The 24,597-nt window shown below is 60.2% G+C and carries 22 protein-coding genes, 3 tRNA genes and 1 pseudogene; 12 read left to right on the top strand and 14 right to left on the bottom strand.

The features are described from left to right. Positions 1–267 precede the first annotated feature (267 nt). Positions 268–366 (bottom strand): annotated as a pseudogene (locus tag LPW39_RS23625) (hypothetical protein); the annotation flags it as partial. 223 nt (positions 367–589) lie between these two features. Here LPW39_RS23625 and LPW39_RS17250 point away from each other — a divergent pair. Together LPW39_RS17250 and LPW39_RS17245 are read left to right on the top strand one after the other, a co-directional pair. Beyond that, positions 590–1,030, top strand: a complete 441-nt coding sequence (locus LPW39_RS17250; protein WP_230778050.1) for a hypothetical protein — start codon at positions 590–592, stop codon at positions 1,028–1,030. Between the two features lie 439 nt (positions 1,031–1,469). Then, positions 1,470–1,793: a hypothetical protein gene (locus LPW39_RS17245; protein ID WP_230778048.1), complete on the top strand. Its 324-nt coding sequence runs from the start codon at positions 1,470–1,472 to the stop codon at positions 1,791–1,793. A gap of 136 nt (positions 1,794–1,929) precedes the next feature. Here LPW39_RS17245 and soxR read toward each other — a convergent pair whose 3' ends face one another. Then, positions 1,930–2,400, bottom strand: coding sequence for a redox-sensitive transcriptional activator SoxR (gene soxR, locus LPW39_RS17240; protein ID WP_230778046.1), 471 nt, complete (start codon positions 2,398–2,400; stop codon positions 1,930–1,932). Positions 2,401–2,567: 167 nt separating this feature from the next. Between soxR and LPW39_RS17235 the strand changes: the two genes are divergently transcribed. The 3 genes from LPW39_RS17235 to LPW39_RS17225 are packed head-to-tail and all read left to right on the top strand — an operon-like array spanning position 2,568 to position 8,480. Next, on the top strand, positions 2,568–3,803 hold the full coding sequence (locus LPW39_RS17235) for an efflux RND transporter periplasmic adaptor subunit (RefSeq protein ID WP_230778043.1): 1,236 nt from the start codon (positions 2,568–2,570) through the stop codon (positions 3,801–3,803). 11 nt (positions 3,804–3,814) lie between these two features. After that, on the top strand, positions 3,815–7,018 hold the full coding sequence (locus tag LPW39_RS17230; RefSeq protein ID WP_230778328.1) for an efflux RND transporter permease subunit: 3,204 nt from the start codon (positions 3,815–3,817) through the stop codon (positions 7,016–7,018). Beyond that, complete coding sequence (locus tag LPW39_RS17225; RefSeq protein WP_230778041.1) at positions 7,011–8,480, top strand: efflux transporter outer membrane subunit; 1,470 nt, start codon at positions 7,011–7,013, stop codon at positions 8,478–8,480. The genes LPW39_RS17230 and LPW39_RS17225 overlap by 8 nt, the downstream gene beginning before the upstream one ends. 494 nt (positions 8,481–8,974) lie before the next feature. Here LPW39_RS17225 and LPW39_RS17220 read toward each other — a convergent pair. The 5 genes from LPW39_RS17220 to tolB all read right to left on the bottom strand — a co-directional run bounded on the left by LPW39_RS17220 (position 8,975) and on the right by tolB (position 12,606). Continuing rightward, positions 8,975–9,050: transfer RNA gene (locus tag LPW39_RS17220), tRNA-Lys, on the bottom strand. A 74-nt stretch (positions 9,051–9,124) separates the two neighbouring features. Next, positions 9,125–9,925, bottom strand: a complete 801-nt coding sequence (locus tag LPW39_RS17215) for a tRNA threonylcarbamoyladenosine dehydratase (RefSeq protein WP_230778039.1) — start codon at positions 9,923–9,925, stop codon at positions 9,125–9,127. A gap of 1 nt (position 9,926) precedes the next feature. Then, positions 9,927–10,688 carry a tol-pal system protein YbgF gene (gene ybgF / locus LPW39_RS17210; RefSeq protein ID WP_230778037.1) on the bottom strand — a complete coding sequence of 254 codons (762 nt, stop codon included), beginning with the start codon at positions 10,686–10,688 and terminating at the stop codon, positions 9,927–9,929. Between the two features lie 9 nt (positions 10,689–10,697). Further along, positions 10,698–11,234 (bottom strand): peptidoglycan-associated lipoprotein Pal, encoded by a 537-nt coding sequence (pal, locus tag LPW39_RS17205; protein WP_133859074.1) that lies wholly within the window; start codon positions 11,232–11,234, stop codon positions 10,698–10,700. Positions 11,235–11,292: 58 nt separating this feature from the next. After that, positions 11,293–12,606, bottom strand: coding sequence for a Tol-Pal system beta propeller repeat protein TolB (gene tolB / locus LPW39_RS17200; protein ID WP_230778035.1), 1,314 nt, complete (start codon positions 12,604–12,606; stop codon positions 11,293–11,295). Between the two features lie 121 nt (positions 12,607–12,727). On the opposite strand from tolB, the gene msbA reads away from it, so the two are divergent. Next, positions 12,728–14,548, top strand: a complete 1,821-nt coding sequence (gene msbA, locus LPW39_RS17195; protein WP_407928865.1) for a lipid A export permease/ATP-binding protein MsbA — start codon at positions 12,728–12,730, stop codon at positions 14,546–14,548. A gap of 132 nt (positions 14,549–14,680) precedes the next feature. After that, positions 14,681–15,577, top strand: coding sequence for a DNA ligase (locus LPW39_RS17190; RefSeq protein ID WP_230778033.1), 897 nt, complete (start codon positions 14,681–14,683; stop codon positions 15,575–15,577). A 110-nt stretch (positions 15,578–15,687) separates the two neighbouring features. Here LPW39_RS17190 and LPW39_RS17185 read toward each other — a convergent pair whose 3' ends face one another. Then, positions 15,688–18,246: an arginine/lysine/ornithine decarboxylase gene (locus LPW39_RS17185; protein WP_230778031.1), complete on the bottom strand. Its 2,559-nt coding sequence runs from the start codon at positions 18,244–18,246 to the stop codon at positions 15,688–15,690. Between the two features lie 158 nt (positions 18,247–18,404). Between LPW39_RS17185 and LPW39_RS17180 the strand changes: the two genes are divergently transcribed. The 5 genes from LPW39_RS17180 to LPW39_RS17160 all read left to right on the top strand — a co-directional run bounded on the left by LPW39_RS17180 (position 18,405) and on the right by LPW39_RS17160 (position 21,728). Beyond that, positions 18,405–18,845, top strand: coding sequence for an NfeD family protein (locus tag LPW39_RS17180; RefSeq protein ID WP_230778029.1), 441 nt, complete (start codon positions 18,405–18,407; stop codon positions 18,843–18,845). A gap of 190 nt (positions 18,846–19,035) precedes the next feature. Then, positions 19,036–19,950: an SPFH domain-containing protein gene (locus LPW39_RS17175; protein WP_230778027.1), complete on the top strand. Its 915-nt coding sequence runs from the start codon at positions 19,036–19,038 to the stop codon at positions 19,948–19,950. Positions 19,951–20,069: 119 nt separating this feature from the next. Continuing rightward, positions 20,070–20,160: transfer RNA gene (locus LPW39_RS17170), tRNA-Ser, on the top strand. An 87-nt stretch (positions 20,161–20,247) separates the two neighbouring features. Continuing rightward, positions 20,248–20,338 (top strand) — tRNA-Ser (locus tag LPW39_RS17165). 178 nt (positions 20,339–20,516) lie between these two features. Then, positions 20,517–21,728, top strand: coding sequence for a tyrosine-type recombinase/integrase (locus LPW39_RS17160; protein WP_230778024.1), 1,212 nt, complete (start codon positions 20,517–20,519; stop codon positions 21,726–21,728). Here LPW39_RS17160 and LPW39_RS17155 read toward each other — a convergent pair. From LPW39_RS17155 to LPW39_RS17130, 6 genes are all read right to left on the bottom strand, one after another. Next, positions 21,718–22,101 (bottom strand): hypothetical protein, encoded by a 384-nt coding sequence (locus LPW39_RS17155; RefSeq protein WP_230778021.1) that lies wholly within the window; start codon positions 22,099–22,101, stop codon positions 21,718–21,720. The genes LPW39_RS17160 and LPW39_RS17155 overlap by 11 nt on opposite strands. Before the next feature lie 29 nt (positions 22,102–22,130). Then, the gene (locus LPW39_RS17150; RefSeq protein WP_230778019.1) at positions 22,131–22,358 is read right to left on the bottom strand and encodes a helix-turn-helix transcriptional regulator; all 228 of its coding nucleotides are present in this window, start codon (positions 22,356–22,358) and stop codon (positions 22,131–22,133) included. A gap of 72 nt (positions 22,359–22,430) precedes the next feature. Continuing rightward, positions 22,431–22,910 carry a hypothetical protein gene (locus LPW39_RS17145; protein WP_230778016.1) on the bottom strand — a complete coding sequence of 160 codons (480 nt, stop codon included), beginning with the start codon at positions 22,908–22,910 and terminating at the stop codon, positions 22,431–22,433. Further along, positions 22,907–23,398, bottom strand: coding sequence for an adenine nucleotide alpha hydrolase family protein (locus LPW39_RS17140; protein WP_230778014.1), 492 nt, complete (start codon positions 23,396–23,398; stop codon positions 22,907–22,909). The genes LPW39_RS17145 and LPW39_RS17140 overlap by 4 nt, the downstream gene beginning before the upstream one ends. Positions 23,399–23,412: 14 nt before the next feature. Continuing rightward, entirely contained in the window at positions 23,413–24,378 is a 966-nt protein-coding gene (locus LPW39_RS17135) for a phosphoadenosine phosphosulfate reductase domain-containing protein (protein WP_230778012.1), read from the bottom strand. Between the two features lie 3 nt (positions 24,379–24,381). Then, the gene (locus tag LPW39_RS17130; protein ID WP_230778009.1) at positions 24,382–24,588 is read right to left on the bottom strand and encodes a hypothetical protein; all 207 of its coding nucleotides are present in this window, start codon (positions 24,586–24,588) and stop codon (positions 24,382–24,384) included. Positions 24,589–24,597: the final 9 nt, after the last annotated feature.

Below are 24,597 nucleotides of genomic sequence, written 5' to 3'. Positions count from 1 at the left end.
ACATTGACTAGACACAAAGCCTGTAGACCGCAAGCTGTTATTTTTCAGATCTAGGGAATACCCTTGCAAAATCAATTTGCATAAATCTATAGAATATATCTAATGGTTTTGCCGGATTCATGCACCATCCTCCCTCCCTCTCTATATTTGCATGAACATGCCTGAGTGATCAGGAACGGCTTTTCTTCAGCGCCTCAGGCCACCTTCGGGTGGCCTTTTTTTGGCTCGGGAGGTAGCCATTTAGTGAAGATCCCGCCTGTCGCATGTTCATTCGTCCATTACCCGTCCATCGGGCAGCTTGCAGATGCTTCGTTCCCCGCTCGCTGAAGACTGGAGAGGTGACGTGCCTACATGCTGTACGCCATATACAGATGGAGGATAGCCATGCCCAGCAGTGGAACAGACGCTGCCGGACGCTTAGCACTGCCGGTCAGCGGCATGAAGGTTGAATTCATATGGATGCGCAAAAACACGCACGTAGAAAGGGCAGAGAGCTTCTGCTGAAAATGTCGCCTGGCGACACCAAACACGGACCACTGCTCGACTGGCCGTTAAACGGCCTCCATCCCAAGCACACAAGGCGTTTTCTATGTTGTCCCGCTTCACGGTTTCACTCAGCTGTATTTTATTGGTATGCGCAGGTCTGGCACACGCCAGCCCTGCATCGCTAGAAGCCTCTGCATACGAGACCTTGAAAATCAAGGCCATGATCTGCAAGGAGGAATATATGATTGATTTGTTGAAGGTTGGCCAGGGCGAAACGACTCTGCAGCAGGCTTACAGCGATTTTCTGGGCTGCAGAGGCGCTGTGTCGAAAGCATCCAAGGAGGTCTATAAAAAGGTGCTCGGCAAAGCCAAGGGAAGCGATGCCAAAAAGGCCCTCAAGGACTACCAGGTGGCCTTCATGACTTTTCTGGACGGCATAAATGCCAAGGCTGGAGAGACAAAATACGACTACTCGCTACGCTTCTCCGCATTGGAAAACAACCTGAGCATGGCGAAGCAGCGCCTGGATCTGGAATTGGAATAAGCCATAGGCATGCCCGCACTACTGGGCAGCTGGCATATCTCAGGTGCGCACATCTTCACATGCGTTTGGCTGGATACTCTCACTCCCGCCATCCGCTTGGCAAAGACGGCATTGAATGAAGTGGAACTGCTCCGGAACCTTGTTCGCCGGCCACCGGCCCCATATGCAGGGTGCTTGCACCGGATAGCTGCATATCGTGTCTGGCCTTAATTCAGAGGCTCTTTGCTCTTGGAGAACACTGCGACGTGTTTGGCGATTCAGGCTTTTGGATCTGGAATATTGCAGCCTCGCGTTGTGCTGTGTAAACGCTGACAGAATCACTATTTTCAGTGATACCAATTATTACTCAGCCTCTCTATGCTTATAACTCAGCAGCTCCTCGCTTAACCGCCCAACCGGGGTTGCTGAGTTTCAGTTCCATATTGTTGGATGGCTAGAGATGAATACCAGCACTGCACACCCATCGTTCCATGCGGCCCCTACCCTGCAAGGCTTGCTGCCTCCGCACCTGTGGAGGGTGCTGGCAAGAAATGGCATTACGACCATTGAACAAGCAGCCCAGAGCTACCCAGAAAAGCTGCTGCTGATGCCCAGCGTAGGCCCCACAACCTTTAGAAAAATCGAAGAAAGCCTGTTTCCAGGCATGCGCTATGCACCGCCACAGCCGGAGGTAGCCGCGCATTCCGATCTGGACCAGACATCCAAAACCCTTCCCTTTTTCCGACGAACCCAGAATGCACTGAGACGGCACGACCTCAGGTAACGACTGCTGTCTGTTGAATGACCAGCAAGCCCAGCCATCCTGGTCCACCAGCCATCGCATTGAACCAATTCAGGAGATTCGTCATCACGAGTTTCCTGCAGCATGGGCGCACCAAGGCATACCGCCGCGCCCAACATCAATCCTCTGCGGCTTTCAGCGTATCGCCCAACCATAACCGGGGACCCGCACCCTGTTTGCCAATGTAGTCGGCCTGGTTGAACACGTGGCACACCTTCATGGACAGGCAGCCACAGCCGATGCAGTTTTCCAGGCTTTTGCGCAGATGCGTCAGCTCCTGAATGCGGTCATCCACCCGCGCCATCCAGGTCTTTGACAGGCCACTCCATTCCTCTCCCGAGGGCGCATGGTGCTTGGGCAGGCCCTCCAATTGCGCAGCAATCTCTTCGAGCTGAAAGCCCAGCCGCTGTGCGAACACGATATAGGCCACACGGCGCAGCGCTGAACGCCGGTAGCGGCGATGCCCCGATGCGCTTCGTACCGATTCGATCAATCCCAGTGATTCGTAGTAACGCAGCGCCGACGCGTTGACGCCACTGCGCTTTGCGATGTTTCCAATGGGCAGCAGTTCATCATCCCCAGGAGCCATAGTGCCTCTTCCTTTTTACTTGACTTAAAGTTAACTTTAACTTGAAGAATCCGCTCCGGCAATGACCAGGGAAATTTTTTCTCGCAAGTCATTGAGCCCTTCTGCGTCCCCGTCGCTTGCCGCTCAGGACGGTAGACGCCCGAGTCTTCAAGAAAAGGAATTCCAACATGAGATTAGAGATCTGCCCGCAGGCAACTGCTGCTGGCACAGCTTCTGCGATCGCATCTGCGCTGCGCTTGGTCGCGCTACCGCTTGCGCTGTCCGCCGCCCTCACCGCCTGCGAACCATCCAAGCCTCCAGAGGGCAGCAATGCTAAGGGCGAACCCGCCCCAGCCACTGTCACGACGGCTGCGGTGCGCGCTGAGCCGGTGCAGCTCTGGAACCAGTTCAACGGCCGGATTGCTGCGCAGGAAACCGTGGAGATCCGCGCCCGCGTGGCGGGCTATATCGATCGTGTGCACTTCCGCGAGGGGCAGCCCGTGCGCAAGGGCCAACTGCTGTTCAGCATTGATGCCCGCCCCTACCAAGCCACGCTGGCCAGCGCACAAGCCCAACTGCAGCGCGCCAAAGCGGCGATGGAGCTGGCTGCCACGCTGGACCGGCGTGCACGCGACTTGATGCTGGACCGCGCCATCGCCGCCGAAGAAGCCGACAACCGTGCAGGAACACTGGCGCAAGCCCGAGCCCAGGTCGCGGCGGCCCAAGCCACCGTGGCCGCCGCACAGCTGGATCTGGGCTTCACCGAGGTGCGCGCCCCCATTGCAGGCATAGCGGGACGAGCGCTGCTGACGACCGGCAACCTCGCGCGCGCCGATGAGACTGTGCTGGTGACCGTGGTTTCTCAAAATCCTGTGTATGTGAATTTCGACGCAGATGAGCAAAGCCTGCTGCGTGGCATGCAAAACAGCAGCGCGACCATGGGCGAAGCGATGGTGCGTGTTGGCCTGGTCAGCGATGAAGGCTTTCCGCACACGGGCCGCGTGGGCTTCACCGACAACCGCCTGGATCCACAGACGGGCACGGTGGCGCTGCGCGCCACGTTGAACAACGACCAAGGACTGCTCAAGCCAGGCATGTTTGCGCGGGTGCAAATGCAGGAGCGCAGCTCGGCCACGGCCGTGCTGATTGACGACAAGGCCGTGCTCACCGACCAGAGCCGCAAGTACGTCTATGTGGTAGACGTTGCCCAGCGTGCGCAAAGGCGCGATCTGCAGCTGGGAAGGATGGTGGACGGCAAACGCATCGTGGAGTCTGGGCTTGAGCCTGGCGAGCAATTGGTGGTAGCCGGTATGCAGCGTATTTTCTATCCGGGCATGCCACTGGCGCCCCAGATGTTGGACAGCCAAGCCGCCGGCGCCGCGCTGCCTGCAACGCAGAAACCAGCCCAGAAAGCGCAGCCATGAGCAAAGGACACATGGACTTCTCCAAATTCTTCATCGACCGGCCCATCTTCGCGATCGTTCTGTCGGTCATCATTTTCGCCGTTGGACTGATTGCGATTCCTCAGCTGCCGTCTGGCGAATACCCCGAAGTCGTTCCCCCCAGCGTGGTGGTGCGCGCGACCTACCCCGGCGCCAACCCCAAGGAAATCGCCGAATCGGCGGCAGTGCCGCTGGAAGAGGCGATCAATGGCGTCGAAGGGCTGATGTACATGAAGTCCGTCGCGGCCTCGGATGGGAGCCTGCAGGTGGTGTCCACTTTCCGCCCGGGCACCGACCCCGACGCCGCTGCAGTGCGGGTACAAAACCGGGTGAGCCAGGCCCAAAGCCGCCTGCCCGAAGAGGTGCGCCAATACGGCATCACCACGCAAAAGCAATCGGCCACGCCGCTGATGTATGTCGGCCTGGTCTCCACCACCGGCAAGCTCGACACGCTCTATCTGCGCAACTACGTCAGCTTGAGGGTCAAGGATGAACTCGCGCGCCTCCCCGGCATTGGCGACGTCGGCGTTTATGGCGCTGGTGACTATGCCATGCGCATATGGCTGGATCCGGACAAGGTTGCCGCCCGCCAGCTGACCACCGACCAGGTCATTGCCGCAGTGCGCGAACAGAACGTCCAGGTATCCGCAGGCCAGCTCGGCGCCGAGCCCAGTGGCCGCGCCACGGATACCTTGCTGTCCATCAATGTGCAAGGCCGTCTGCAAAGCGAAGAAGAGTTCGGCAGCATCGTCTTGAAGACAGGCGCCGATGGGCAACTGGTGCGCCTGTCCGATGTAGCCCGCCTGGAGCTGGGTGCCAGCGACTACACACTGCGAGCCTCGCTGGATAACAAGCCCATGGCCGCCATCGGTATCTTTCTGACGCCGGGCGCCAATGCACTGGGCGTGGCCCAAGAGGTGTACAAGACGCTGGATCGCCTGTCCGGCGAGCTGCCGCCCGACACCGCGTTCAAGTACCTGTGGGACCCGACCGTCTTTGTGCGGGATTCCATCAAGGCGGTACAGCACACCTTGATCGAAGCCGTGGTCCTGGTCGTCCTGGTGGTCATTGTCTTTCTGCAGACCTGGCGCGCCTCCATCATCCCGCTGCTCGCGGTGCCGGTATCGATTGTCGGCTCCTTTGCCTGGCTGTACCTGCTGGGCTACTCGATCAATACCCTGACCTTGTTCGGACTGGTGCTGGCGATCGGGATCGTTGTCGACGACGCCATCGTGGTCGTCGAGAATGTGGAACGCTTCATCGAAAAAGGCCACAGCCCGCGCGATGCCGCGCACCTGGCCATGCAGGAGGTGTCAGGCCCCATCATCGCCATTGCGCTGGTGCTGTGCGCCGTGTTTGTGCCCATGGCGTTTCTCGATGGCATCACTGGCCAGTTCTACAAGCAGTTCGCGGTGACGATTGCCATCTCGACCGTCATCTCGGCCATCAATTCGCTCACCTTGTCGCCCGCCCTTGCGGCCAAGCTGCTGCAGGGCCACGGCGCGCGCAAAGACTGGCTGGCGCGCAGCATGGATACGGGGCTGGGCTGGTTCTTCAGGCGCTTTAACCGCTTGTTTGACCGCAGCGCGCAGCGCTATGAACATGCGGTGGCGCGCTCATTCCAGGGGCGCGGCTTGGTGTTTGCCATCTACCTGGCGCTGCTGGGTGCCACCGCCCTGCTGTTCAACCAGGTGCCCGGTGGCTTTATCCCGATGCAGGACAAGCTATACCTTTTTGCCGGCGCCAAATTGCCCGAGGGTGCATCGCTGCAACGCACCGATGCAGTCACACAAGAGCTCACGCGCCACGCCCTGGCCATCGACGGGGTGGAATCGGTGCCCGCTTTTGCAGGAATGAATGCGCTGCAGGGAACCAACACCCCCAATCTCACCAGCGCCTATGTGATTCTCAAGCCCTTTGCGGAGCGCCAGCGCAGCGCGACGGAAATCAGCACGGCGCTCAACCAAAAGCTCGCGGGCATGGAAGGCGGCTATGGCTATGCGCTGATGCCGCCGCCAATCCAAGGCTTGGGCAATGGATCGGGCTATTCGCTGTTTCTGGAAGACCGCGCAGGCCTTGGCTATGCAGCCTTGCAGCAAGCGCTGGTGGCGTTCCAGGCGGAGATTGCCAAGACCCCGGGCATGCACTACCCGGTCAGCGCCTACCAGTCCAATATTCCGCAGCTTGAAGTGAAGGTGGATCGCGCCAAGGCGAAGGCCCAGGGCGTCGCATTGAGCGATCTTTTCCAGACCCTGCAGGCCTACCTGGGTTCGGTCTATGTGAACGACTTCAATGCGCTGGGCCGCGTCTACCGCGTCGTGCTGCAGGCCGACGCCAGCCACCGCCAGGCGGCAGAGGACATCGGAAAACTGCAGACCCGCAATAGCCGGGGCGACATGGTGCCGCTGGCCTCCATGGTATCCATCGTGCCCAGCTACGGGCCCGATCCGGTTTTGCGCTACAACGGCTTTCCGGCTGCCGACCTCATCGGCGATGCCGATCCTGCCGTTCTGTCGTCGTCCGAGACACTCGTGAAGCTGCGTGAGATTGCGGACAAGACCTTGCCACCCGGCATTGAGCTGGCCTGGACGGACATGAGCTACCAGCAAGTCGAGCAAAGCCATGCCGCAGCCATCGTATTCACGCTGGCAGTGATGCTGGTGTTCCTGGTGCTTGCCGCGCTGTACGAAAGCTGGACCATGCCGTTGGCCGTGATTCTGATCGTGCCGGTCTGCATTTGTGCGGCGCTGTTTGGCGTTTGGCTGTCAGGTGGCGATAACAATGTCTTTGTCCAGGTCGGCCTGGTGGTGTTGATGGGCCTGGCCTGCAAGAACGCCATCCTCATTGTGGAATTCGCCCGCGAACGCGAGATGCAAGGCGCCAGCACCTGGGATGCCGCACGCGAAGCATGCAGGCTCCGCCTGCGCCCCATCGTCATGACATCCATTGCCTTCATTGCCGGCGCCGTGCCGCTGCTGATCGGCCAGGGCGCGGGCGCCGAAGTACGTGCGGCCACGGGCGTGACAGTCTTCTCCGGCATGCTGGGTGTCACGCTCTTTGGGCTGTTCCTCACACCGGTGTTCTATGTGACTTTGCGCAAGCTCAGTGGCACCCAGCTGCATACACCCGACACTGCAGAGGCATTGAAGCCCGGCCATGCAGCACCTGCAATCGCCAAGGAGCCAACACATGACTAAATACTTCCATCTGCGAAGCATCGCCGCCGCCTGGTGCATCAGCTTGTCAGGCTGCAGCGCGGTGGGGCCTGATTTTCATCCGCCGCTCGCAGAAAACGACCTGCCCACCCGGTTTGCGCAGCAGCAAAACTTTGCCCAGCCAAACGCCCCGCAGTTGCCGTCCACCGACGTCAACGATGCCCAATTCTGGAGCCAGTTTGGCGACCCACAACTGAGGCAGTTGGTGCAGCAAGCGCTGCAGAACAACAACGACCTGGGCGCGGCCCTGGCAAGGCTGCAATCCGCTGAGGCGCTTTTCCGGCAATCAGGATGGGATCGTTTCCCCACAGTGACGATGAACGCCGAGGGCCGGCAGCAAAAGCTCAGTGCTGCGCAAACCAGCCCAGGGCAGCCACGGTCGGCATATCTCTACAGCAGCGGCATCACAGCACAATGGGAGCTGGACTTTCTGGGCCGCATCTCGCGGTCGCTGGAGGCTGCGCAGGCCAGCATGCAAGCGACGCGGGCCGATGTCGCGGGACTGCAAATCATCATCGCAGCGCAGGTGGCTGACGCCTATACCCAATTGCGCGGCGCCCAGCTGCGCCTGCAGATTGCACAGGCTGCGGAGAAAAACCAGCGCAGCACCCTGAGGCTTGTCGAGCGGCGCTTGCAGGCAGGCAGCAGCACCGATCTGGATGCCGCCCGAGCCAGGGCTCAGTGGCTGAACACGCAGGCGCGGGTTCCCGGATGGCAGACGCAGATGGCGGTTCAACAGCATCGCCTGGCGGTGCTGCTGGGAATTTCGCCGGATCGCTTGTCAGCTCAGCTCTCCAACACAGCTGCGTTGCCAACCATTCCACCAGAGCTGGACCCGGGGGCGCCCGCCCATCTGCTGCGGCGCAGGCCTGACATCGCTGCAGCAGAATCGCGCCTCCATGCCGCCACGGCGCGCATCGGTGTCGCGACCGCAGACTTGTTCCCCCGCCTCTCGCTGGGCGCTGTGCTGGGCAGCACCACGCTGGCCGGCCGCCATCTTTTTGCGGGTGACACCCTGCAAAGCGCAGCCTTTCTCGGCATCGACTGGTCGTTCCTGGATGTGGGCCGCGTGCGCGCCCGCATTGCAGCGAGCCAGGCAGATGCCGCCGAGGCCCTGTCGCTGTACCAGCAAAGTGTGCTGCTGGCGTTGGAAGAAACCGAGAACGCATTGGCAACGCTGCATCGCAACCGCGACGAGCTCACCGCCTTGAAGGAGGCGCAGGCCCAACGGGACCAGGCTGAGCGCCTGGCCCAGCGCATGTACCGAGGCGGCTCCATCGGCTTGTATGAAGTGCTGGATGCACAGCGTGAGCAGCTGGCGGCGCAGGATGCCCGAGCCCAAAGCCAGATCGCTGGCGTACGTTCGAGCATTGCGCTGTACAAAGCACTGGCCGGTGGGTGGACGGAGCTGCCACAGCCAGCAGAGAAAATCACCGCTCAATAACGGTGAGACGGGGCACGGGACGCTTGTGTCCCACAGCAAAGTGCCCTGTCTCCGCCATGACCGGCCATGGAAACATGCTGATGAAATGGCGCGGTCGCGCTCGAACGGAAGGCATGAACAGCGCGGCAGCAGAAGTACCCTTTGCGAGAGCTCAAGCCGCTAGGCTGGAAGCCTTGAGTTCGGGCCAACGGCTTAGTTTCAAAGAGTTACATAGAGCTTCACAGGAAAGACAAACTCCTACCCAAATGCTTGCATACGATCATCGCAAGTCATTGGCATTGCTGACGAATCAGCCCTTTGCAGAGATCCCTCCCGCCCGTACCCTGCGGGCATTTAAGCCACCCTCACCGGTGGCTTTTTTTTCAGTCAAATCTCTCGCTCAGCGGCAAAGCCAGCCGACAAATTGCAGAATAATCCCGACAATTACGGAAAAGCAAACAAGAAAAAAGCCCTTGCACGATTTGCGCAAGGGCTTGATTCATATAAATAATGTTTGGTGGGTCCTGCGAGATTCGAACTCGCGACCAACGGATTAAAAGTCCGCTGCTCTACCGACTGAGCTAAAGACCCGCCGCGTTTGCTTGACAAATTCCTAAGAAGAGGTCTTGCTCACAACAGACTTAGATTATAGCGTAGGTTTTTTGTCATTTTGGGGAATGCGCCAATTTTTCCAGAATCCAGCTGGCGGCGCACATGCCAAAGGTCGCGGTGACCGCTACCGATGAGCCATAGCCATGGCAGTTCAGCGAGCCGTCACCGTCGACCGCGCAAGAGGGATCTGGGCCTGCAACGGCTTCCTGGCTGTAGATGCAGGCCACGTTCATCTTCTTGCCATCCTTGGGGGCGCCATATTCTTTGCGCAGACGGTAACGCACCTGGGCCAGCAAGGGATCGTGTGTGGTTTGCGACAGGTCGGCCTGCTCCACTTTCCAGGCCAGGCGTTTGCCGCCAGCAGCACCGATGCAGACAAAAGGCCGCTGGTTGCGCCGCCCCCAGTTGGCCATCGCGGCCTTGGCACGCACCTGGTCGCAGGCATCGACAAAACCGTCCACGCCATCAAGTAGTTCGGCACAGTTTTCGGCGGTGAGGAAGTCCTCTACCACCTCGACTTCACAATGGGGATTGATCTGGCGGATGCGCTCGCGCATCGCATCGACCTTGGCCATGCCAATCGTGTCGGTCAGTGCGTGGATCTGGCGGTTGATGTTGGACTCGGCCACATTGTCCAGGTCGATCAAACGCAGGCGTGCAACCCCACTGCGGGCCAGGGCCTCGGCAGTCCAGGAGCCCACGCCCCCGATGCCGATGACTGCAATACAGCTTGCGCGCATTTGCGCGGCAGGCGCTACGCCAAACAGGCGGTCCAGGCCGCTAAAGCGCCTTTGCGTGTCAACGTCCGCCTCGGCGTCCTGCCGATCGGGCGCCGATGGAAACGGTGCACTCATATCACTTCAGTTTGGAAAGGCGCTCTTTGGCAGCGGTCGCCGCATCGCTTTGCGGGTAGGCTGCAATCAGGTCTTCCAAGGTCTTACGGGCAGCCTTGGTTTCCTTGAGCTCGATCTGGCAATTGGCAATCGACAGTGCTGAATCAGGCGCACGCATATGCTCGGGCGCCTGGGCCAGGATCAGCTTGAAATTATCAATGGCGGGCTTGTAGTCGCGGGTGGCGTAGTACGCATTGCCCAACCAAAAACGTGCCGATGGCACATAGCCACTCTTGGGATAGCGCTGGATGAAGCTGCTGAACACGCCGGCGGCATCGGCAAACTTGCCGGTGCGGAAGACGCCCAGGGCGGCTTCAAAATCACGCTTTTCAGCAGGATCGGCTTTGAACTCCTGCCCATCTACGGTGACAGAAACGGGTTCAAACTGCTGGAGTCGGGCTTCAACGCCCTTGGCCAAATCAGTCTGACCACGCTTCAGATCGGCAACCTCACGTCGCAGGGTCTCGTTTTCACCGCGCAGCTTGTTCATCTCGCCACGCATGGATTCAATCTGCGATTGAAAATCCAGCAGGCTGCGACGCACTTGCGAGGTGTCCTCACCATTTTGGTTGTTGCCCTGCGTCAGCTGATCAACACGCTGACGCAGTTCAAGGATGGCGCGACGCGCGTCACCATCTTCAAACAAAGCGGCTTGGGAGGTGCTTGCACAGGCCATCAAGGCGGCCAGTGCAATCCAACGGGGAGTACTGCGAGTGAGGTTCATGGAGCCTTATTAACGGTAGTTCAGTTCAACGCGGCGGTTTTGGGCGTGCGCATCTTCCGAGTTACCTTCAGCAGCCAGCTTTTCCTTACCGAAAGACACGGCTTCCAGTTGGCTGTCGCTCACGCCCAGCACGGTCAGCGAACGGCGCACGGCTTCAGCACGCTTTTGGCCCAGGGCCAGGTTGTACTCGCGGCCACCGCGGTTGTCGGTGTTGCCTTCCAGCATGACCTTGCGCGATGGGTTGGCCTTCAGGAAGCGTGCATGTGCATCCAGCATCGATTGCGCATCAGCTTTGACCGAGTAGCTGTCGAAGTCAAAGTACACAATGCGTGCAACGCCGACAGGGCCTTGGCCGTTGGCTGCGCTGTTGTTCAGGTCCACACCACCCACGGTGCTTTGACCAGCACCACCTGCGCCAGCGCCTTGACCGGCGGTAGCAGCACCCTTGTCTTCGACAGGTGCGTTATCCAGGGGAGGTGCAGAGCTGCAACCAGCCAACACGGCAGCGGCCACCAGGGCCAACGAAGCTTTCTTCAATGACAACATGTAAAACTCTCCGAAACGATTTTCTCGTATAAAAATAATTGACTCGCCAAAACCAATCTTAGGGCTGGTATGGGCCCCAATCGGGCTCCCGTATGTCTCCGCTCTGCCCTGCCAGTCGTGCTTTGATCTTGCCGTCCAGCGTCGTGGTCATGAGGGCTTCACGACCGCCTTCGCGGGTTGCATAGACGATGAGTCGGCTGTTCGGAGCAAAACTGGGGCTTTCATCACTCGTAGTGTCTGTGACCGACACTGGAGTTCCGGAAGCCAGATCCATGACCTGCAATTTATATCCACCACCGGCGCGGGTGATGTAAGCAAGTGTCTTGCCATCAGGACTGATGGAAGGAGAAATGTTGTAGGACCCGCTAAACGTTACACGTTCAGCGCTGCCGCCTTGCGCACCTACACGGTAGATCTGTGGCGCACCGCCACGGTCGCTGACGAAGTAGATATAGCGGCCATCCTTGGAGTAGGTAGGCTCGGTGTCAATGCCGCTGCTTTGCATCAGACGGCGAGGCTCACCACCGCTCGATGGGATGGTGTAGAGCTGCGAGCCGCCATCGCGGCTCAGGGTGACGGCCAAGGTGCTGCCATCCGGCGACCAGGCCGGCGCGCTGTTGGAGCCACGGAAGTTGGCGATCAGGCGGCGGCGGCCAGACGAGACCTCGTGCACATAGACCACAGGCTTGCGCGACTCAAACGACACATAGGCCAATTGCGTGCCAGCAGGCGACCAGGTGGGCGAGATGATGGGCTCTGGGCTGGCCAGTGCCGACTGTGCATTCTCACCATCCGAATCCGCCACCCACAAGGTGTAGCGGGGGCCGGCCTTGGTCACGTAGGCGATGCGGGTCGAGAACACGCCCTTTTCGCCGGTGATCTTTTCGTAGATGTAGTCCGAGATCTTGTGCGCTACCAAACGCAGATCGGCCTGCGGCACGCTGTAGCTCTGACCGCCCATATCGGCGCCCTTGACGGCATCCCACAAGCGAAAGCGCACATCAAAGCCGTTGGCGCCACGCGTCACACTGCCAACCGACAGGTACTCCGCACCAGCGGCCGACCACTTGGCGACATCGGGGCGCGAGCTTTCGTCCAACTGTTCGCCCGATGCATCGACGGGCTTGAAGAGACCGCTGCGAATCAGATCGGCCTGCACGATGGCAGAGATCTTTTGCGGAGACGCATCTTCGCCCCGGAACTTGGGCAAGGCAATGGGGATTTGGCGAATGCCAACGCCGCTGATCTCAACCCGGAACTGCGCCAGGGCGGGAACTGCAGGGGCCGCAAGCGCAGCACCCAGAACGTGACGACGATGGAATAGCGGCTTGGCCGCCTCCGAGATGAGAGATGGGAAGCGTGTTTTAGTCATTACCGACCATCATAAATGCGCTATGCATGACAAGCCTTGAAGGCTGCAGGATGTTACACACCCCACAAATTCTTTATTATCGTCCAACGCCGACAGCCGTGCATTTTAGAATCACCTCTACATGTCCACAACTGAAAAACCATCTTCTTCGCGTGCATCGGAGGCACCTGCCAGCACCGAAGGCAACAAACCGGCTGGCAGCGTTGCGCAGATGCCACTGCGCGCACGCCTGTCGCGCCTGGCGCCCTACTTTGGCTACCAACGCTGGACCTGGGTGCTCGCCATCCTTGCCACCATCGTCGTAGCAGGCACCGAGCCCGCCATCCCGGCCTTGCTCAAGCCCCTGCTGGACCAAGGTTTTACCGGCGGCACCCTGCCGCTGTGGGCCGTGCCGGTGACCATCGTCGGCGTCTTTTTCATCCGCGGCCTGGCCCAGTTCATCAACCAATATGCACTGGCGCGCATCGCTAATGACGGCATGATGCGCCTGCGCGAGAACCTCTTCGGCCGTGTGCTGGATGCGCACCTGGGTCTCTTCACCAAGCAGTCGGCCAGTGCGCTGTCCAACACCGTGGTGTATGAGGTGCAGAACGGCTCCACCCTCATCGTGCAGGCCTTGCTGATGCTCTCACGCGATGGCTTCACCGTCATCGCGCTGCTGATGTATTTGCTCTACCTCAACTGGCAGCTGACCCTGATCGTCGCCGTGCTGCTGCCCAGCGTGTCGTGGATCATGAAGAAGCTCTCCAAGCGCCTCTACCACATCACCAAGGCCAGCCAGCAAGCCACCGATGAGCTGGCCTATGTGGTCGAAGAAAACGTGCTGGCACACCGCATGGTGCGCATCCACGCCGCCCAGGCCAGCCAGTCGGGCCGCTTCCAGATTCTGAGCCGCAAGCTGCGCCAGTTGGCCATCAAGGCCACCATCGCATCGGCGGCGATGACGCCACTCACCCAGCTGCTGGCCGCCGTTGCGCTGTCTGCAGTGATCTGCATCGCGCTGTGGCAAAGCCGCACCACCGGCATCAATGCCAAGGATGTGACCGTCGGCGGCTTTGTCGCCTTTATCTCCGCGATGCTGATGCTGATTGCCCCGATCCGCCGCTTGGCCGATGTGGCCAACCCACTGACCCGGGGCGTTGCTGCGTTGGAACGTGGCCTGGGCCTGCTCGAAGAAATCCCGCCCGAACAAGGCGGTGGCTACAAGACAGAGCAGGCACGTGGCGCCATTGCGCTGCAGGATGTCAGCGTGGGCTTTGGCGAAGACAAGGCCCCTGCATTGCGCCACCTCAGCCTGACCATCCACCCCGGTGAAGTGGTGGCCTTGGTGGGCCCCTCCGGCGCTGGCAAGACCACCCTGGTCAACCTGCTGCCGCGCTTTGTGGAGCCCAGCGAAGGCCAGATCAGCATCGATGGCGTGGCCTTGTCTGATTGGGACCTGCACAGCCTGCGCAACCAGTTTGCAATGGTGAGCCAGGATGTGGTGATGTTCAACGACACCATCGCCGCCAATGTGGCGCTGGGCCAGGATGTGGACGAAAAACGCCTGCTCGAATGCCTGGCTGCAGCCAATCTGACGGACTTTGTCGAACGCCAGCCGCAGGGCATCCACAGCATCGTTGGCCACAATGCCAACCAGCTGTCGGGCGGCCAGCGCCAGCGCCTGGCCATTGCCCGCGCGCTGTACAAAAATGCGCCGATCCTGATCCTGGATGAAGCGACCTCGGCGCTCGACACCGAATCCGAGCGCCTGGTGCAAGAAGCCCTGTCGCGCCTGATGCAAGGCCGCACCACCCTGGTCATCGCCCACCGCCTGTCCACCATCGAGCACGCCGACCGCGTGGTGGTGATGGAGCGCGGCCAGGTCGTGGAGCAAGGCACGCACCAGCAACTGATCGACTTGGGCGGGCTGTATGCGCGCCTGCAATCGCGGCCCCACTGATCCGAGGGGGCCTCAGTACAATGCCCCAACATCTGCTTACCGCGCAGAACCACAGCGGCGGGTGACAGCCTTGCGCTATCGCCGCTAGCATGCAGATAGACGACCATCCCGGTCGCTATTGGAGGGGGCTGCATGCATATCCATATCTCACCCAGATGGCGCCAGCTCTGGCTGGCCGCCTTGCTCTGCTGCTGGGCGGCACTGGCCCAGGCCAGCAACAAACCCGCCTTGTGGCTTGCGCAAAAATACCCCGGTGGCCTGGACCTGCAGCAGTACTGGGTGAGTGAGAAATACGACGGTGTGCGCGGCTACTGGGATGGCCAAGCCTTGTGGACCCGCCAAGGCACTGCGATTGCCGCCCCGGCCTGGTACACCGCTGGTTGGCCGGCCACGCCGATGGAGGGCGAGCTATGGGCCGGGCGCGGCCAGTTTGCGCGTGCCCAGTCCATCACCAGCAAAGCCACGCCGGTGGATGCAGACTGGCAGGCCCTGCGCTTTATGGTGTTTGATGCGCCTGCCACACCCGGCAGTTTTACCGAGCGCCTGCAGGCGATTGCGCAGTTTGTAGCCGCTGTGCAGCAGCCCTGGGTACAGGCCACACCGCAATGGCGAGAGACCGACGAAGCCCGCCTGATGGCGCAGATGCGGCGCATGGTGCGCGAAGGTGGCGAAGGGCTGATGCTGCACAAGGCCAGCGCCATCTACCGCAGTGGTCGCAGCGGCGATGTGCTCAAGCTCAAACCCCATGAAGATGCCGAAGCCCAGGTGCTAGGCTATGCACCGGGGCGTGGCAAATACGAAGGCATGACTGGCGCCTTGCTGGTCCGCACGGTCGATGGCATCGACTTCAAACTTGGCAGTGGCTTGAGTGATGCGCAGCGCCGTGATCCACCCGCCATCGGCAGCTGGGTCACCTACCGCTACCGGGGCCTGCACGACAGCGGCAAGCCGCGCTTTGCCAGCTTTTGGCGCGTACGTGAAGAAGGCATGCCGCCCTCCCCAGCGGCGGAATTGGCAAGCACGCCATGAGCCATGCGCGATAAACGGGCATAAAAAAGCAGCGCCTATGCGCTGCTTTTGTGGTGATGTGGGAGTGACGCAGGGGACTCTGCATCCCCCGCCACTACCCACCTGCCCGATCAGACCTTGGGCGAGCGCGGCTTGGCCACACGACGTGGCTTGGGCGCTGCTTGTGGCGTCTTGGCCACGGGCGACACAACACCGCCGCTGGCATCACCCAGAGGCTTTTCTGCCTTGAGGGATTTCTTCATCGCAGCAGTTGTGCGCTTCTTGGCCGACGATGCGGGCGCCTTGCCTTCCAGCATGGGGCTGCGCTTCTTGGACGAAGCCACGGGCGCGGACACCACCTGGGTTTGCATCGCTTGGTCGCTGGCATCCATCGCCACGCAGTCGGCGTAGTAACGCACTTCGCCACTCTCTTCGTCCACCAGTTCGACCAGGCCGTGGATATCGGTCTCAAAGCCTGGGCAGAGCTTGGAGAACTCACGCGCGAACATGAGGTAGTCCACGATCTTCTTGTTGAAGACTTCGCCAGGGATCAACAGCGGAATGCCGGGTGGGTATGGCGTGACCAGACCGACGGTAACGCGGCCTTCCAGATGGTCGATCTCCACACGCTCGGTCTTGCGGCGCGCGATGTGCGCAAACGCGTCCGATGGCTTCATCGCAGGCGTCAGGTCCGACAGGTACATCTCCGTCGTCAGCCGGGCGATGTCGTACTTGGCGTAGAGCTTGTGCACGTGCTGGCACAGGTCCTTCAGGCCCATGCGCTCGTAACGCTTGTGCTGCTGGCAGAACTCGGGAAGGATGCGCCACATCGGCTGGTTCTTCTCGTAGTCGTCCTTGAACTGCTGCAGCGCCGTCAGCATGGTGTTCCAGCGGCCCTTGGTGATGCCGATGGTGAACATGATGAAGAAAGAGTACAGGCCTGTCTTCTCGACCACCACACCGTGCTCGGCCAGGTACTTGGTGACGATGGACGCGGGGATGCCGGTCTCGTCAAAGTCGCCGTCCAGGTCCAGACCGGGCGTCACGATGGTGGACTTGATCGGGTCCAGCATGTTGAAGCCATCGGCCAGATCGCCAAAGCCGTGCCAGTTGTCGAATTCCTTGCCGTTCTTGCCCTTGGTCTTGCGCGATGCATCCGGGCCACGAATGATCCAGTCCTGGGCCGAGCCCACGCCTTCGTCGGCCAGGGCTTCCGGGCCCCAGACCTGGAACCACCAGTCGTCCTCGCCAAATTCCTCGTCCACCTTGCGCATCGCACGGCGGAAGTCCAGCGCTTCCAGGATCGACTCTTCTACCAGCGCGGTACCGCCCGGCGGCTCCATCATCGCAGCGGCCACATCGCAGCTGGCGATGATGCTGTACTGCGGGCTGGTCGAGGTGTGCATCAGGTACGCCTCGTTGAACAGGTTGAAGTCCAGCTTTTGGGTCTGGCTGTCCTGCACCAACACGTGCGATGCCTGGCTGATGCCGGCCAGCAGCTTGTGGATGGACTGGGTCGCGTACACCACCGAATGCTTCGGGCGCGCGCGTTTTTTGCCCATGGCGTGGTAGCTGCCATAGAAGGGGTGGAAGGCCGCATGCGGCAACCAGGCTTCGTCAAAGTGCAGGTTGTCGACATATCCATCGAGCTTTTGCTTGATGGTCTCGGTGTTGTAGAGCACGCCGTCGTAGGTCGATTGCGTCAGGGTCAGCACACGGGGCTTGACCGTTTTTGGATCGACCCCTTTGAGCAGCGGGTTCGCAGCAATCTTGGCCTCGATGGTCTTGGGCGAGAACTCGCTCTCATGGATCGGGCCGATGATGCCGAAGTGGTTGCGCGTAGGCTTCAAGAACACCGGAATCGCACCCGTCATGATGATGGAGTGCAGGATGGACTTGTGGCAGTTGCGGTCCACCACCACCACATCGCCTGGCGCCACGGTGTGGTGCCAGACCATCTTGTTCGAGGTCGAGGTGCCGTTGGTCACAAAGAAGCAGTGGTCGGCATTAAAGATACGCGCCGCATTGCGCTCGCTCTCGCCAATCGCGCCATTGTGGTCCAACAACTGGCCCAGTTCTTCCACGGCGTTGCAGACGTCGGAGCGCAGCATGTTCTCACCATAGAACTGGTGGTACATCTGGCCAATCGGGCTCTTCAAGAAGGCCACACCGCCGCCGTGACCGGGGCAGTGCCAGCTGTAGGAGCCGTCTTCGGCGTAGTCCAGCAGCGCCTTGAAGAAAGGCGGCTGGATGCCTTCGAGGTAGTTCTTGGCTTCGCGCAGGATGTGCTTGGCCACGAACTCAGGCGTGTCCTCGAACATGTGGATGAAGCCGTGCAGCTCGCGCAGGATGTCGTTGGGCAGGTGGCGGCTGGTCTTGGTTTCGCCGTAGATGTAGATCGGCACATCCGGGTTCTTGCGGCGCACTTCGGTGATGAAGTCACGCAGGTTGTGAATGATGGGGTCATCACCACCGCCCAGCTGGAACTCCTCGTCGTCGATCGACAGGATGAAGGCACTGGCGCGGCTTTGCTGCTGCGCAAACTGGCTCAGGTCACCATAGCTGGTCACGCCCAGCACCTCAAAGCCCTCTTCCTCGATGGCATGCGCCAGATCGCGAATGCTCAGGCCGGAAGTGTTTTCCGAGCGAAAGTCCTCGTCAATGATGACGATGGGAAAGCGAAACTTCATGGGCGTTCCCGCACGGGCGGGCCTCACTAAAACAATCGAAACAGCCGCGAAGTGTACGGAATTTGCACGCCCTTTTTATGTATCCTGCGTCAATTGCCGCAAAATTGGTCGGCATATCGCACAATCGGCCTACAAACCTAATCCAACGAGGGGGACTTATGGAGATTTCAACCGTGTGGTGGCTGCTGACTGGCCTGGCCGTCGTCGCCGAGCTGCTCACCGGCACACTGTATTTGCTGATGGTCGCGATCGGCATGGCCGCCGCTGCCATCGCTGCGCACCTGGGTGCCAGCGAAGTGGCGCAGATCCTCATCGCCGCCATCGTGGGCGCCGCCACCGTGCTGGCCTGCTACATGCGACAAAAGCGCCGTGGGTCGCTGCTCTCCGGTGAGCGCGAGCAGGACATGCATCTGGACATTGGCGAGCAGCTCGAGATCGAGCACTGGGATGCCGACCGCACCACCCAGGTACGCTACCGTGGTGCGCCCTGGACGGCCACCCTGCTGGGCCAGCACCCGGCACTGCCCGGCGCCTACCGCGTGGTACGACTGGAAGGCAACCGCCTGCTGGTGGAACCCGCAGGCCCCGCCGCACACTAAGAGCCACTTGCAATCACTGGGGCATACCAACATAACAGGCGTTGCCCAACCCATGCCCCGCCACCCCCGCTTGGTCCGTCACACCTGCATGGTGTAATGGCCAGGCCCTTTGAGCCAGGGGCCCGCCCCCAGCCCATCACTGCTAAAACCGGCGCATGCCTCAACGCTTGCGCCCACACGAGGAGAGCCCATGGAAGTCGCCATCATCATATTTGTCATCGCCATCATCTTCATCGCGATGTCCGTCAAGATCGTGCCCCAGCAGCACGCCTGGATCAAAGAGCGCCTGGGCCGCTACGCCGGCACACTGGCCCCCGGCCCACGCTTCATCATCCCCTTTGTCGACAAAGTGGCCTACAAGCACAGCCTGAAGGAAATCCCGCTGGATGTGCCCAGCCAGATCTGTATTACCCGCGACAACACGCAGCTGCAGGTGGACGGCATCCTGTATTTCCAGGTGACCGACCCGATGCGCGCCAGCTACGGCTCGTCCAACTACATCATGGCCGTCACCCAGCTGGCACAGACCTCGCTGCGCAGCGTGATCGGTAAGCTTGAGCTGGACAAGACCTTTGAAGAGCGCGACATGATCAATGCCCAGATCGTCTCGGCGATCGACGAGGCTGCGCTGAACTGGGGCGTCAAGGTGCTGCGCTATGAAATCAAGGATCTGACGCCACCGGCAGAAATCCTGCGCTCCATGCAAGCCCAGATCACCGCCGAGCGTGAGAAGCGCGCGCTGATCGCCGCATCCGAAGGCCGCCGCCAGGAGCAGATCAATATTGCCACCGGTGAACGCGAAGCCTTCATCGCCCGCTCCGAAGGTGAGAAGCAAGCCGCCATCAACAAGGCACAGGGTGAGGCCGCATCGATCACCGCCGTGGCCGATGCAACCGCGCAAGCGCTGGAGCGCATCGCCTCCGCCATCCGCCAGCCAGGCGGCGAGCAAGCCGTGCAGCTGAAGGTGGCCGAGCAAGCCGTCGATGCCTACGGCAAGCTGGCCAGCGACGCGACCACCACCTTGGTCGTCCCCAGCAACATGACCGAGGTCTCCAGCCTGATCACCTCGGCCATGCGCATGATCCAGACCGGCAAGGGCCAGTAAACCGCTTGGCCGGCCTGCCTGCAGCGCCGCCCATCGGGCGGCGCTGCATTTTTTCCAAACATCCACCCTCTTTGCAGGAAGCCGCCAAATTTCAGGCTAGAATACACGCTTCACCGACTGGAGAGGTGGATGAGTGGTTTAAGTCGCACGCCTGGAAAGCGTGTGTGGGTTAATAGCCCACCGCGGGTTCGAATCCCGCCCTCTCCGCCAGTCAACAGGTGAAATTGTCAGCCAAGCTGTCCACGCTTGGCTTTTTATTTCCTGGCCACCACAGGACGTAAAACGTACAAAACATGCGGAGAGGTGGATGAGTGGTTTAAGTCGCACGCCTGGAAAGCGTGTGTGGGTTAATAGCCCACCGCGGGTTCGAATCCCGCCTTCTCCGCCAGAACACTGAAAAGCACCCCTTGAGGGTGCTTTTTTTATGCCCATTCGCGGCCTATTGCTCTATATTCTCCAACGTGTTACGCTCAGTTCACTGGTGTTATATACAGTATTTATCTGGAACGCCTAACTACCCCAATCTAAATTTTTATGGCCCATCTGATGGCCTGTGGAACTGTCCTATGCCCAAACGCATTCTCGAAAAAACTGCCTTGGAAGTCTCTCGCCTACGCGAAGAAGGTGCACACGCAGTTGGAGGGGTAACCGGGCTGTATCTGCAGATCATCGGCGGTTCTCGTTCATGGGTCTATCGGTACACACACCACCGGGCGCGTAAGCGCATGGGCTTGGGCAGCTATCCCGCTGTGGGGCTGGCAGCTGCCAGAGATGCCGCCCGATCAGCCCTCACCTTGCGGAACACTGGCGTTGATCCCTTGCGTGCGCGGGCCGCTGAACGTGAGGCCGCCCGCCTTGCAGCCTCCTACCAGATGCCATTCGAGCAGGCAGCAGAGAAATTTATCAAAGAGCATGAGAGTACATGGCGCAATCTAAAGCACGTCAACCAGTGGCGCAGCACACTGGCAACCTACGCTTTCCCCGTCATTGGCCATCTGAACGTGGCAGACATTGAACAGGCGCATGTGCTGCGTGTCCTGTCGCCAATTTGGAAGACTAAGACGGAAACAGCCACGCGAGTGCGCGGGCGCATCGAGCAAATCCTTGATTGGTCAACCGTCCACGGTCACCGCAGCGGGCCTAACCCTGCCAAATGGAAGGGCTTGCTAGAACACGTTCTAGCGAACCCCAACAAGGTGGCACCCGTTCAGCACCACCCCGCCGTGCCTTACGCCGCCCTGCCTGATTTTTACCAGCGCCTTTGCAGTGTGAAAGGCCAAAGCGCCCGCGCGCTGCAGATGCTCATCCTGACGTCGACACGATCCGGTGAACTGCGCGGCATGCGCTGGGGAGAACTAGATCTATCTGCTGGCCTATGGCTTGTGCCCGCTGAACGCATGAAAAGCAAACGCCTTCACCGCGTGCCTTTGCCTGCGCAGGCACTTGCCATGCTGAGCCAATTGAAGCCAGGCGAGCCGGATGACCTGGTGTTTGTTTCCAATCGCGGCGGCATGCTATCCGATATGTCCCTTACTGCGGTGATGCGCCGGCACTACCCCGAGGCCGTGCCGCATGGTTTCCGCTCCACATTCCGCGATTGGGCCGGGGAATGCACGCACCATCCACGCGATGCGATAGAGCTGTGCTTGGCGCATGCCATCGACACAAAAACAGAAGCCGCGTATAGACGCGGCGATATGCTGGAAAAAAGGGCGGTGATTATGCAAGAGTGGGCCGACTATGCGGCCCCGGTGCAGATGGTTTTGGCTAACTCGTAGCCTGGCTCTGGATTGCAGCGGCAGCAAGCACTATGGCGCGCCTGGTCGCTGCAAACTTATCATTGCCCCATGGTTCAAACAACTCATCGCGCAAGACTCCCTGCCCATACCAGAGCGCGCATGCACGGCTGAATGCTGTATTTTGTTCAATGTGAATATTCAAGCCAACAGCTAGCCGCAGCGCGTCGCCATCATCCTCCAGCGGGTTCCACGCCTCAAATTCCAACCCATCACCCCCTCGCTCCTGCGATTGCCTGATGTAGAAGTATTCCCAATCGCCAGTCTCTGGATATCGGCTAGCGCCGCATGCGTCAGCAACAAGCGCCAACAGCTGGCGATCAGTCAAATTGCGAACTTCATCAATCACTGTCATTTGATCCGTTCCACTAAAGTGTTGATCGATTATGCAGGCTTCGTGAGAGAACTCTCGCCGGCATCCCCGCCCCAAGCTTTAGGACAGCTCTCCAGCCAGGTCACAATTTCACTGACCAGCCAAAACAGCTTTTGCGGCCCAGCCTTGCGCGGGTGTGGGAATCCGTGATTCTCGATCAGGTTGCGCAGCGTCATTTCGGCCACGTCCATTTCTGCCAGTACTTCTTCTTTGTTCATGCGGTAAATGCCCATGGCCATATCTCCCTGTTTACGCTTCGTTGATTCCGCTGGTATTCCCGAGCGGGAATATTCAGCGGCCAGGCCCACCACTTATGCCATTTCATTCCCGTTCGGGAATTCCAAGGGCCGGATCACATCGGCCCGCACCTTCCCCGCAATCACATCGTCCGCCAGCATCCGCGCTCCAGGCTCAAACTGGCTTGCCAGGTTGCGGTAGCTACAGAACAGATCAATGCTGATATCGACGGCATGCGACAACTGGGCGCCCCAGCTGGAATCCCAGCGGTGCCCGTCGACCGCCATGCCCACCACGGTGGCCAGCGCCTGGTGCAGGCCTGGCCGGTTGTCTCCGGCCACCGGGATGGCTCGCGCAATCTCTGCGCCTATCCCAAGCAGGTAGGCCAGGCGGGCAAGCAGCTCGGTCTGGTTTGACTGGTGATCGGCCTGCACGCAGTGCAGCCCAACGCTGGTGTATTCGGCCTCCATGTTCTTGCGCACCATCAGCGCCATCATCGGCGCCGCCTTGCGGTAGAGGCCACTCTTCATGGCGCGGCTGTGCAGTTTCGTCATTGCTTGCTGCCTTCCTGGGCTGCATCCAGCGCATCAGCGGGCTTGGCCTGGGGGACTGGCAAGGCTGCTGCAAGTTCCTCGAGCAGGATCGCCTGCAGTTCTTCTGCCGTTACCAGCATTGCCTCTGGCCAATCTGCCGGGCTACTGCGGTCATCGAGTTCAGCCACTCGCTGGCAAACAGCTGCAGCGATTGCACTCGGGGTTAGGTTTGGCACCGACTCAGCCTGAACCTCTGCCAGGTCGATCAGGCGCAGGCCTGGCATTCGACTGTCTACCGCCATGGCACGCGCCCATTCATCACGAAAACTCATCAGGTCGAAGCCGCTATTGCGCGCCCAGATCGTGATTAATCGGCGTGCTGGTGCCTTCCACTCTCCGTTTTCCCAGGTGTAACCGGCTTTGCGCAGCAAGCGCGCAGCTGCGCTCATGGCGGCGCGGATGCTGGATGTTTTGCCGGCACTGCGTGGCTGAATGGTGATTTTCTGCATCTTGCTGTCTCCTATCAGGCTTGGTCGCACAGGCCATATGCCGATGCGCAGGTGTTTGGTTCATCCAGCTGGGCGAGCAGGTCAAACTGCTTGCCGCCTCGGGTTGTCCTGGCCCACTCAACGCGCGCCCAGATATTCAGGTCGCTGAAAATCTCGCGCCTGTCGCGTGCGCCATGGGCATCAGCCATAAAGGTAGAGAACCCGCGCTTAGAGCACATACTCACCTTGCGCTCCCACTCGGCCACTCGCTCAAGATGCGCTGGCCAGCGCACAGCAATCTGGCGAAGTTCATCCTTCTGGCAGTTGATGCATGGCATGCAACCCACGCGGCCCATTCCTTGCAGGTAGAGCGGGTTAGGTTGTACCGACCTGGAAGCGGCCAGCTCAAACACCTGGGCCGCAGTCCACTCAACGATGGGTCGGAAGATCCGCAGAGCCGGTGCTACGCGCTCGGCCTTCTTCGCATTACTGCGGCGCGCTGATTCATCCCGGCGAACTCCCTGCCAGCTGATAACCCGGTGCCCGGCCTCCATCAAATCGAGCTGAAAGCCAACCGCCATGTTGCGTTTGAGTTCTTCGGTACAGAACTGAGCCATGCGGCTGGGGAATCGCCCCTTCCACATGCACAGATCGAGGAAAGGGTTGCCACTCGGGAACATGACGGACAAGGCGCGGCGCTTTGCCTTGTTAGACCAACGCAACCGACGCCCTGCCTTGTCGCGGCCGGTGCGCACATCCCGAGCGATAAAAAGCCGCTTGGCCATCAGCTGACGGCTAAAGTCTGCGCGCAAGCGGGTGATGCTCACCCCCAGCGCCAATTCCAGATAGTCCAGGTAGTCATAGACGGCCTGGTGTTCGTTGCCGGTGTCACAGAAGATCGGCAGAACACTGCCCGGTGGGCACCGCTCAAGAGCGAGCAGCAACACAGCTGTGCTGTCCTTGCCGCCGCTCACAGAAATCACATGCATGGTTTTTGGCATGGCTCAGTCCTTACGCTCAACGGTGTAGACGTTCATGCCGGTCACCCACATGGCCTTCGCCTCAGCGTCTTCGCTGTTGGCGGCCTTGAGCTGCACGAACTGCAGCAGCTTGTTGCCTTCCTCGCCTTCCAAGTCCCAGGTGCTGGCCGTTACGGGATAGACGAATGCGCGGTAGCTGCGCATGGGTTGGATGTTGGTTGCTTGAATCATGGTTTGTTC

Source organism: Comamonas koreensis, assembly GCF_021026195.1.
Classification (GTDB): domain Bacteria; phylum Pseudomonadota; class Gammaproteobacteria; order Burkholderiales; family Burkholderiaceae_C; genus Comamonas; species Comamonas koreensis.
The sequence above is the reverse complement of the archived record's forward strand: the minus strand, read 5'-3'. Positions and strand labels throughout refer to the sequence as shown.

Bases quoted from the DNA above. Each gene is read 5' to 3' on its own strand.
- LPW39_RS17135 (WP_230778012.1), bottom strand. From the start codon at position 24,378: ATGCCAAAAACCATGCATGTGATTTCTGTGAGCGGCGGCAAGGACAGC.
- LPW39_RS17230 (WP_230778328.1), top strand. From the start codon at position 3,815: ATGGACTTCTCCAAATTCTTCATCGACCGGCCCATCTTCGCGATCGTT.
- LPW39_RS17245 (WP_230778048.1), top strand. From the start codon at position 1,470: ATGAATACCAGCACTGCACACCCATCGTTCCATGCGGCCCCTACCCTG.
- pal (WP_133859074.1), bottom strand. From the start codon at position 11,234: ATGTTGTCATTGAAGAAAGCTTCGTTGGCCCTGGTGGCCGCTGCCGTG.
- LPW39_RS17160 (WP_230778024.1), top strand. From the start codon at position 20,517: ATGCCCAAACGCATTCTCGAAAAAACTGCCTTGGAAGTCTCTCGCCTA.
- LPW39_RS17215 (WP_230778039.1), bottom strand. From the start codon at position 9,925: ATGAGTGCACCGTTTCCATCGGCGCCCGATCGGCAGGACGCCGAGGCG.
- LPW39_RS17225 (WP_230778041.1), top strand. From the start codon at position 7,011: ATGACTAAATACTTCCATCTGCGAAGCATCGCCGCCGCCTGGTGCATC.
- LPW39_RS17175 (WP_230778027.1), top strand. From the start codon at position 19,036: ATGGAAGTCGCCATCATCATATTTGTCATCGCCATCATCTTCATCGCG.
- LPW39_RS17145 (WP_230778016.1), bottom strand. From the start codon at position 22,910: ATGACGAAACTGCACAGCCGCGCCATGAAGAGTGGCCTCTACCGCAAG.
- LPW39_RS17190 (WP_230778033.1), top strand. From the start codon at position 14,681: ATGCATATCCATATCTCACCCAGATGGCGCCAGCTCTGGCTGGCCGCC.
- LPW39_RS17150 (WP_230778019.1), bottom strand. From the start codon at position 22,358: ATGGCCATGGGCATTTACCGCATGAACAAAGAAGAAGTACTGGCAGAA.
- tolB (WP_230778035.1), bottom strand. From the start codon at position 12,606: ATGACTAAAACACGCTTCCCATCTCTCATCTCGGAGGCGGCCAAGCCG.
- ybgF (WP_230778037.1), bottom strand. From the start codon at position 10,688: ATGAACCTCACTCGCAGTACTCCCCGTTGGATTGCACTGGCCGCCTTG.
- LPW39_RS17185 (WP_230778031.1), bottom strand. From the start codon at position 18,246: ATGAAGTTTCGCTTTCCCATCGTCATCATTGACGAGGACTTTCGCTCG.
- LPW39_RS17155 (WP_230778021.1), bottom strand. From the start codon at position 22,101: ATGACAGTGATTGATGAAGTTCGCAATTTGACTGATCGCCAGCTGTTG.
- LPW39_RS17180 (WP_230778029.1), top strand. From the start codon at position 18,405: ATGGAGATTTCAACCGTGTGGTGGCTGCTGACTGGCCTGGCCGTCGTC.
- LPW39_RS17250 (WP_230778050.1), top strand. From the start codon at position 590: ATGTTGTCCCGCTTCACGGTTTCACTCAGCTGTATTTTATTGGTATGC.
- LPW39_RS17140 (WP_230778014.1), bottom strand. From the start codon at position 23,398: ATGCAGAAAATCACCATTCAGCCACGCAGTGCCGGCAAAACATCCAGC.
- LPW39_RS17235 (WP_230778043.1), top strand. From the start codon at position 2,568: ATGAGATTAGAGATCTGCCCGCAGGCAACTGCTGCTGGCACAGCTTCT.
- msbA (WP_407928865.1), top strand. From the start codon at position 12,728: ATGTCCACAACTGAAAAACCATCTTCTTCGCGTGCATCGGAGGCACCT.
- soxR (WP_230778046.1), bottom strand. From the start codon at position 2,400: ATGGCTCCTGGGGATGATGAACTGCTGCCCATTGGAAACATCGCAAAG.
- LPW39_RS17130 (WP_230778009.1), bottom strand. From the start codon at position 24,588: ATGATTCAAGCAACCAACATCCAACCCATGCGCAGCTACCGCGCATTC.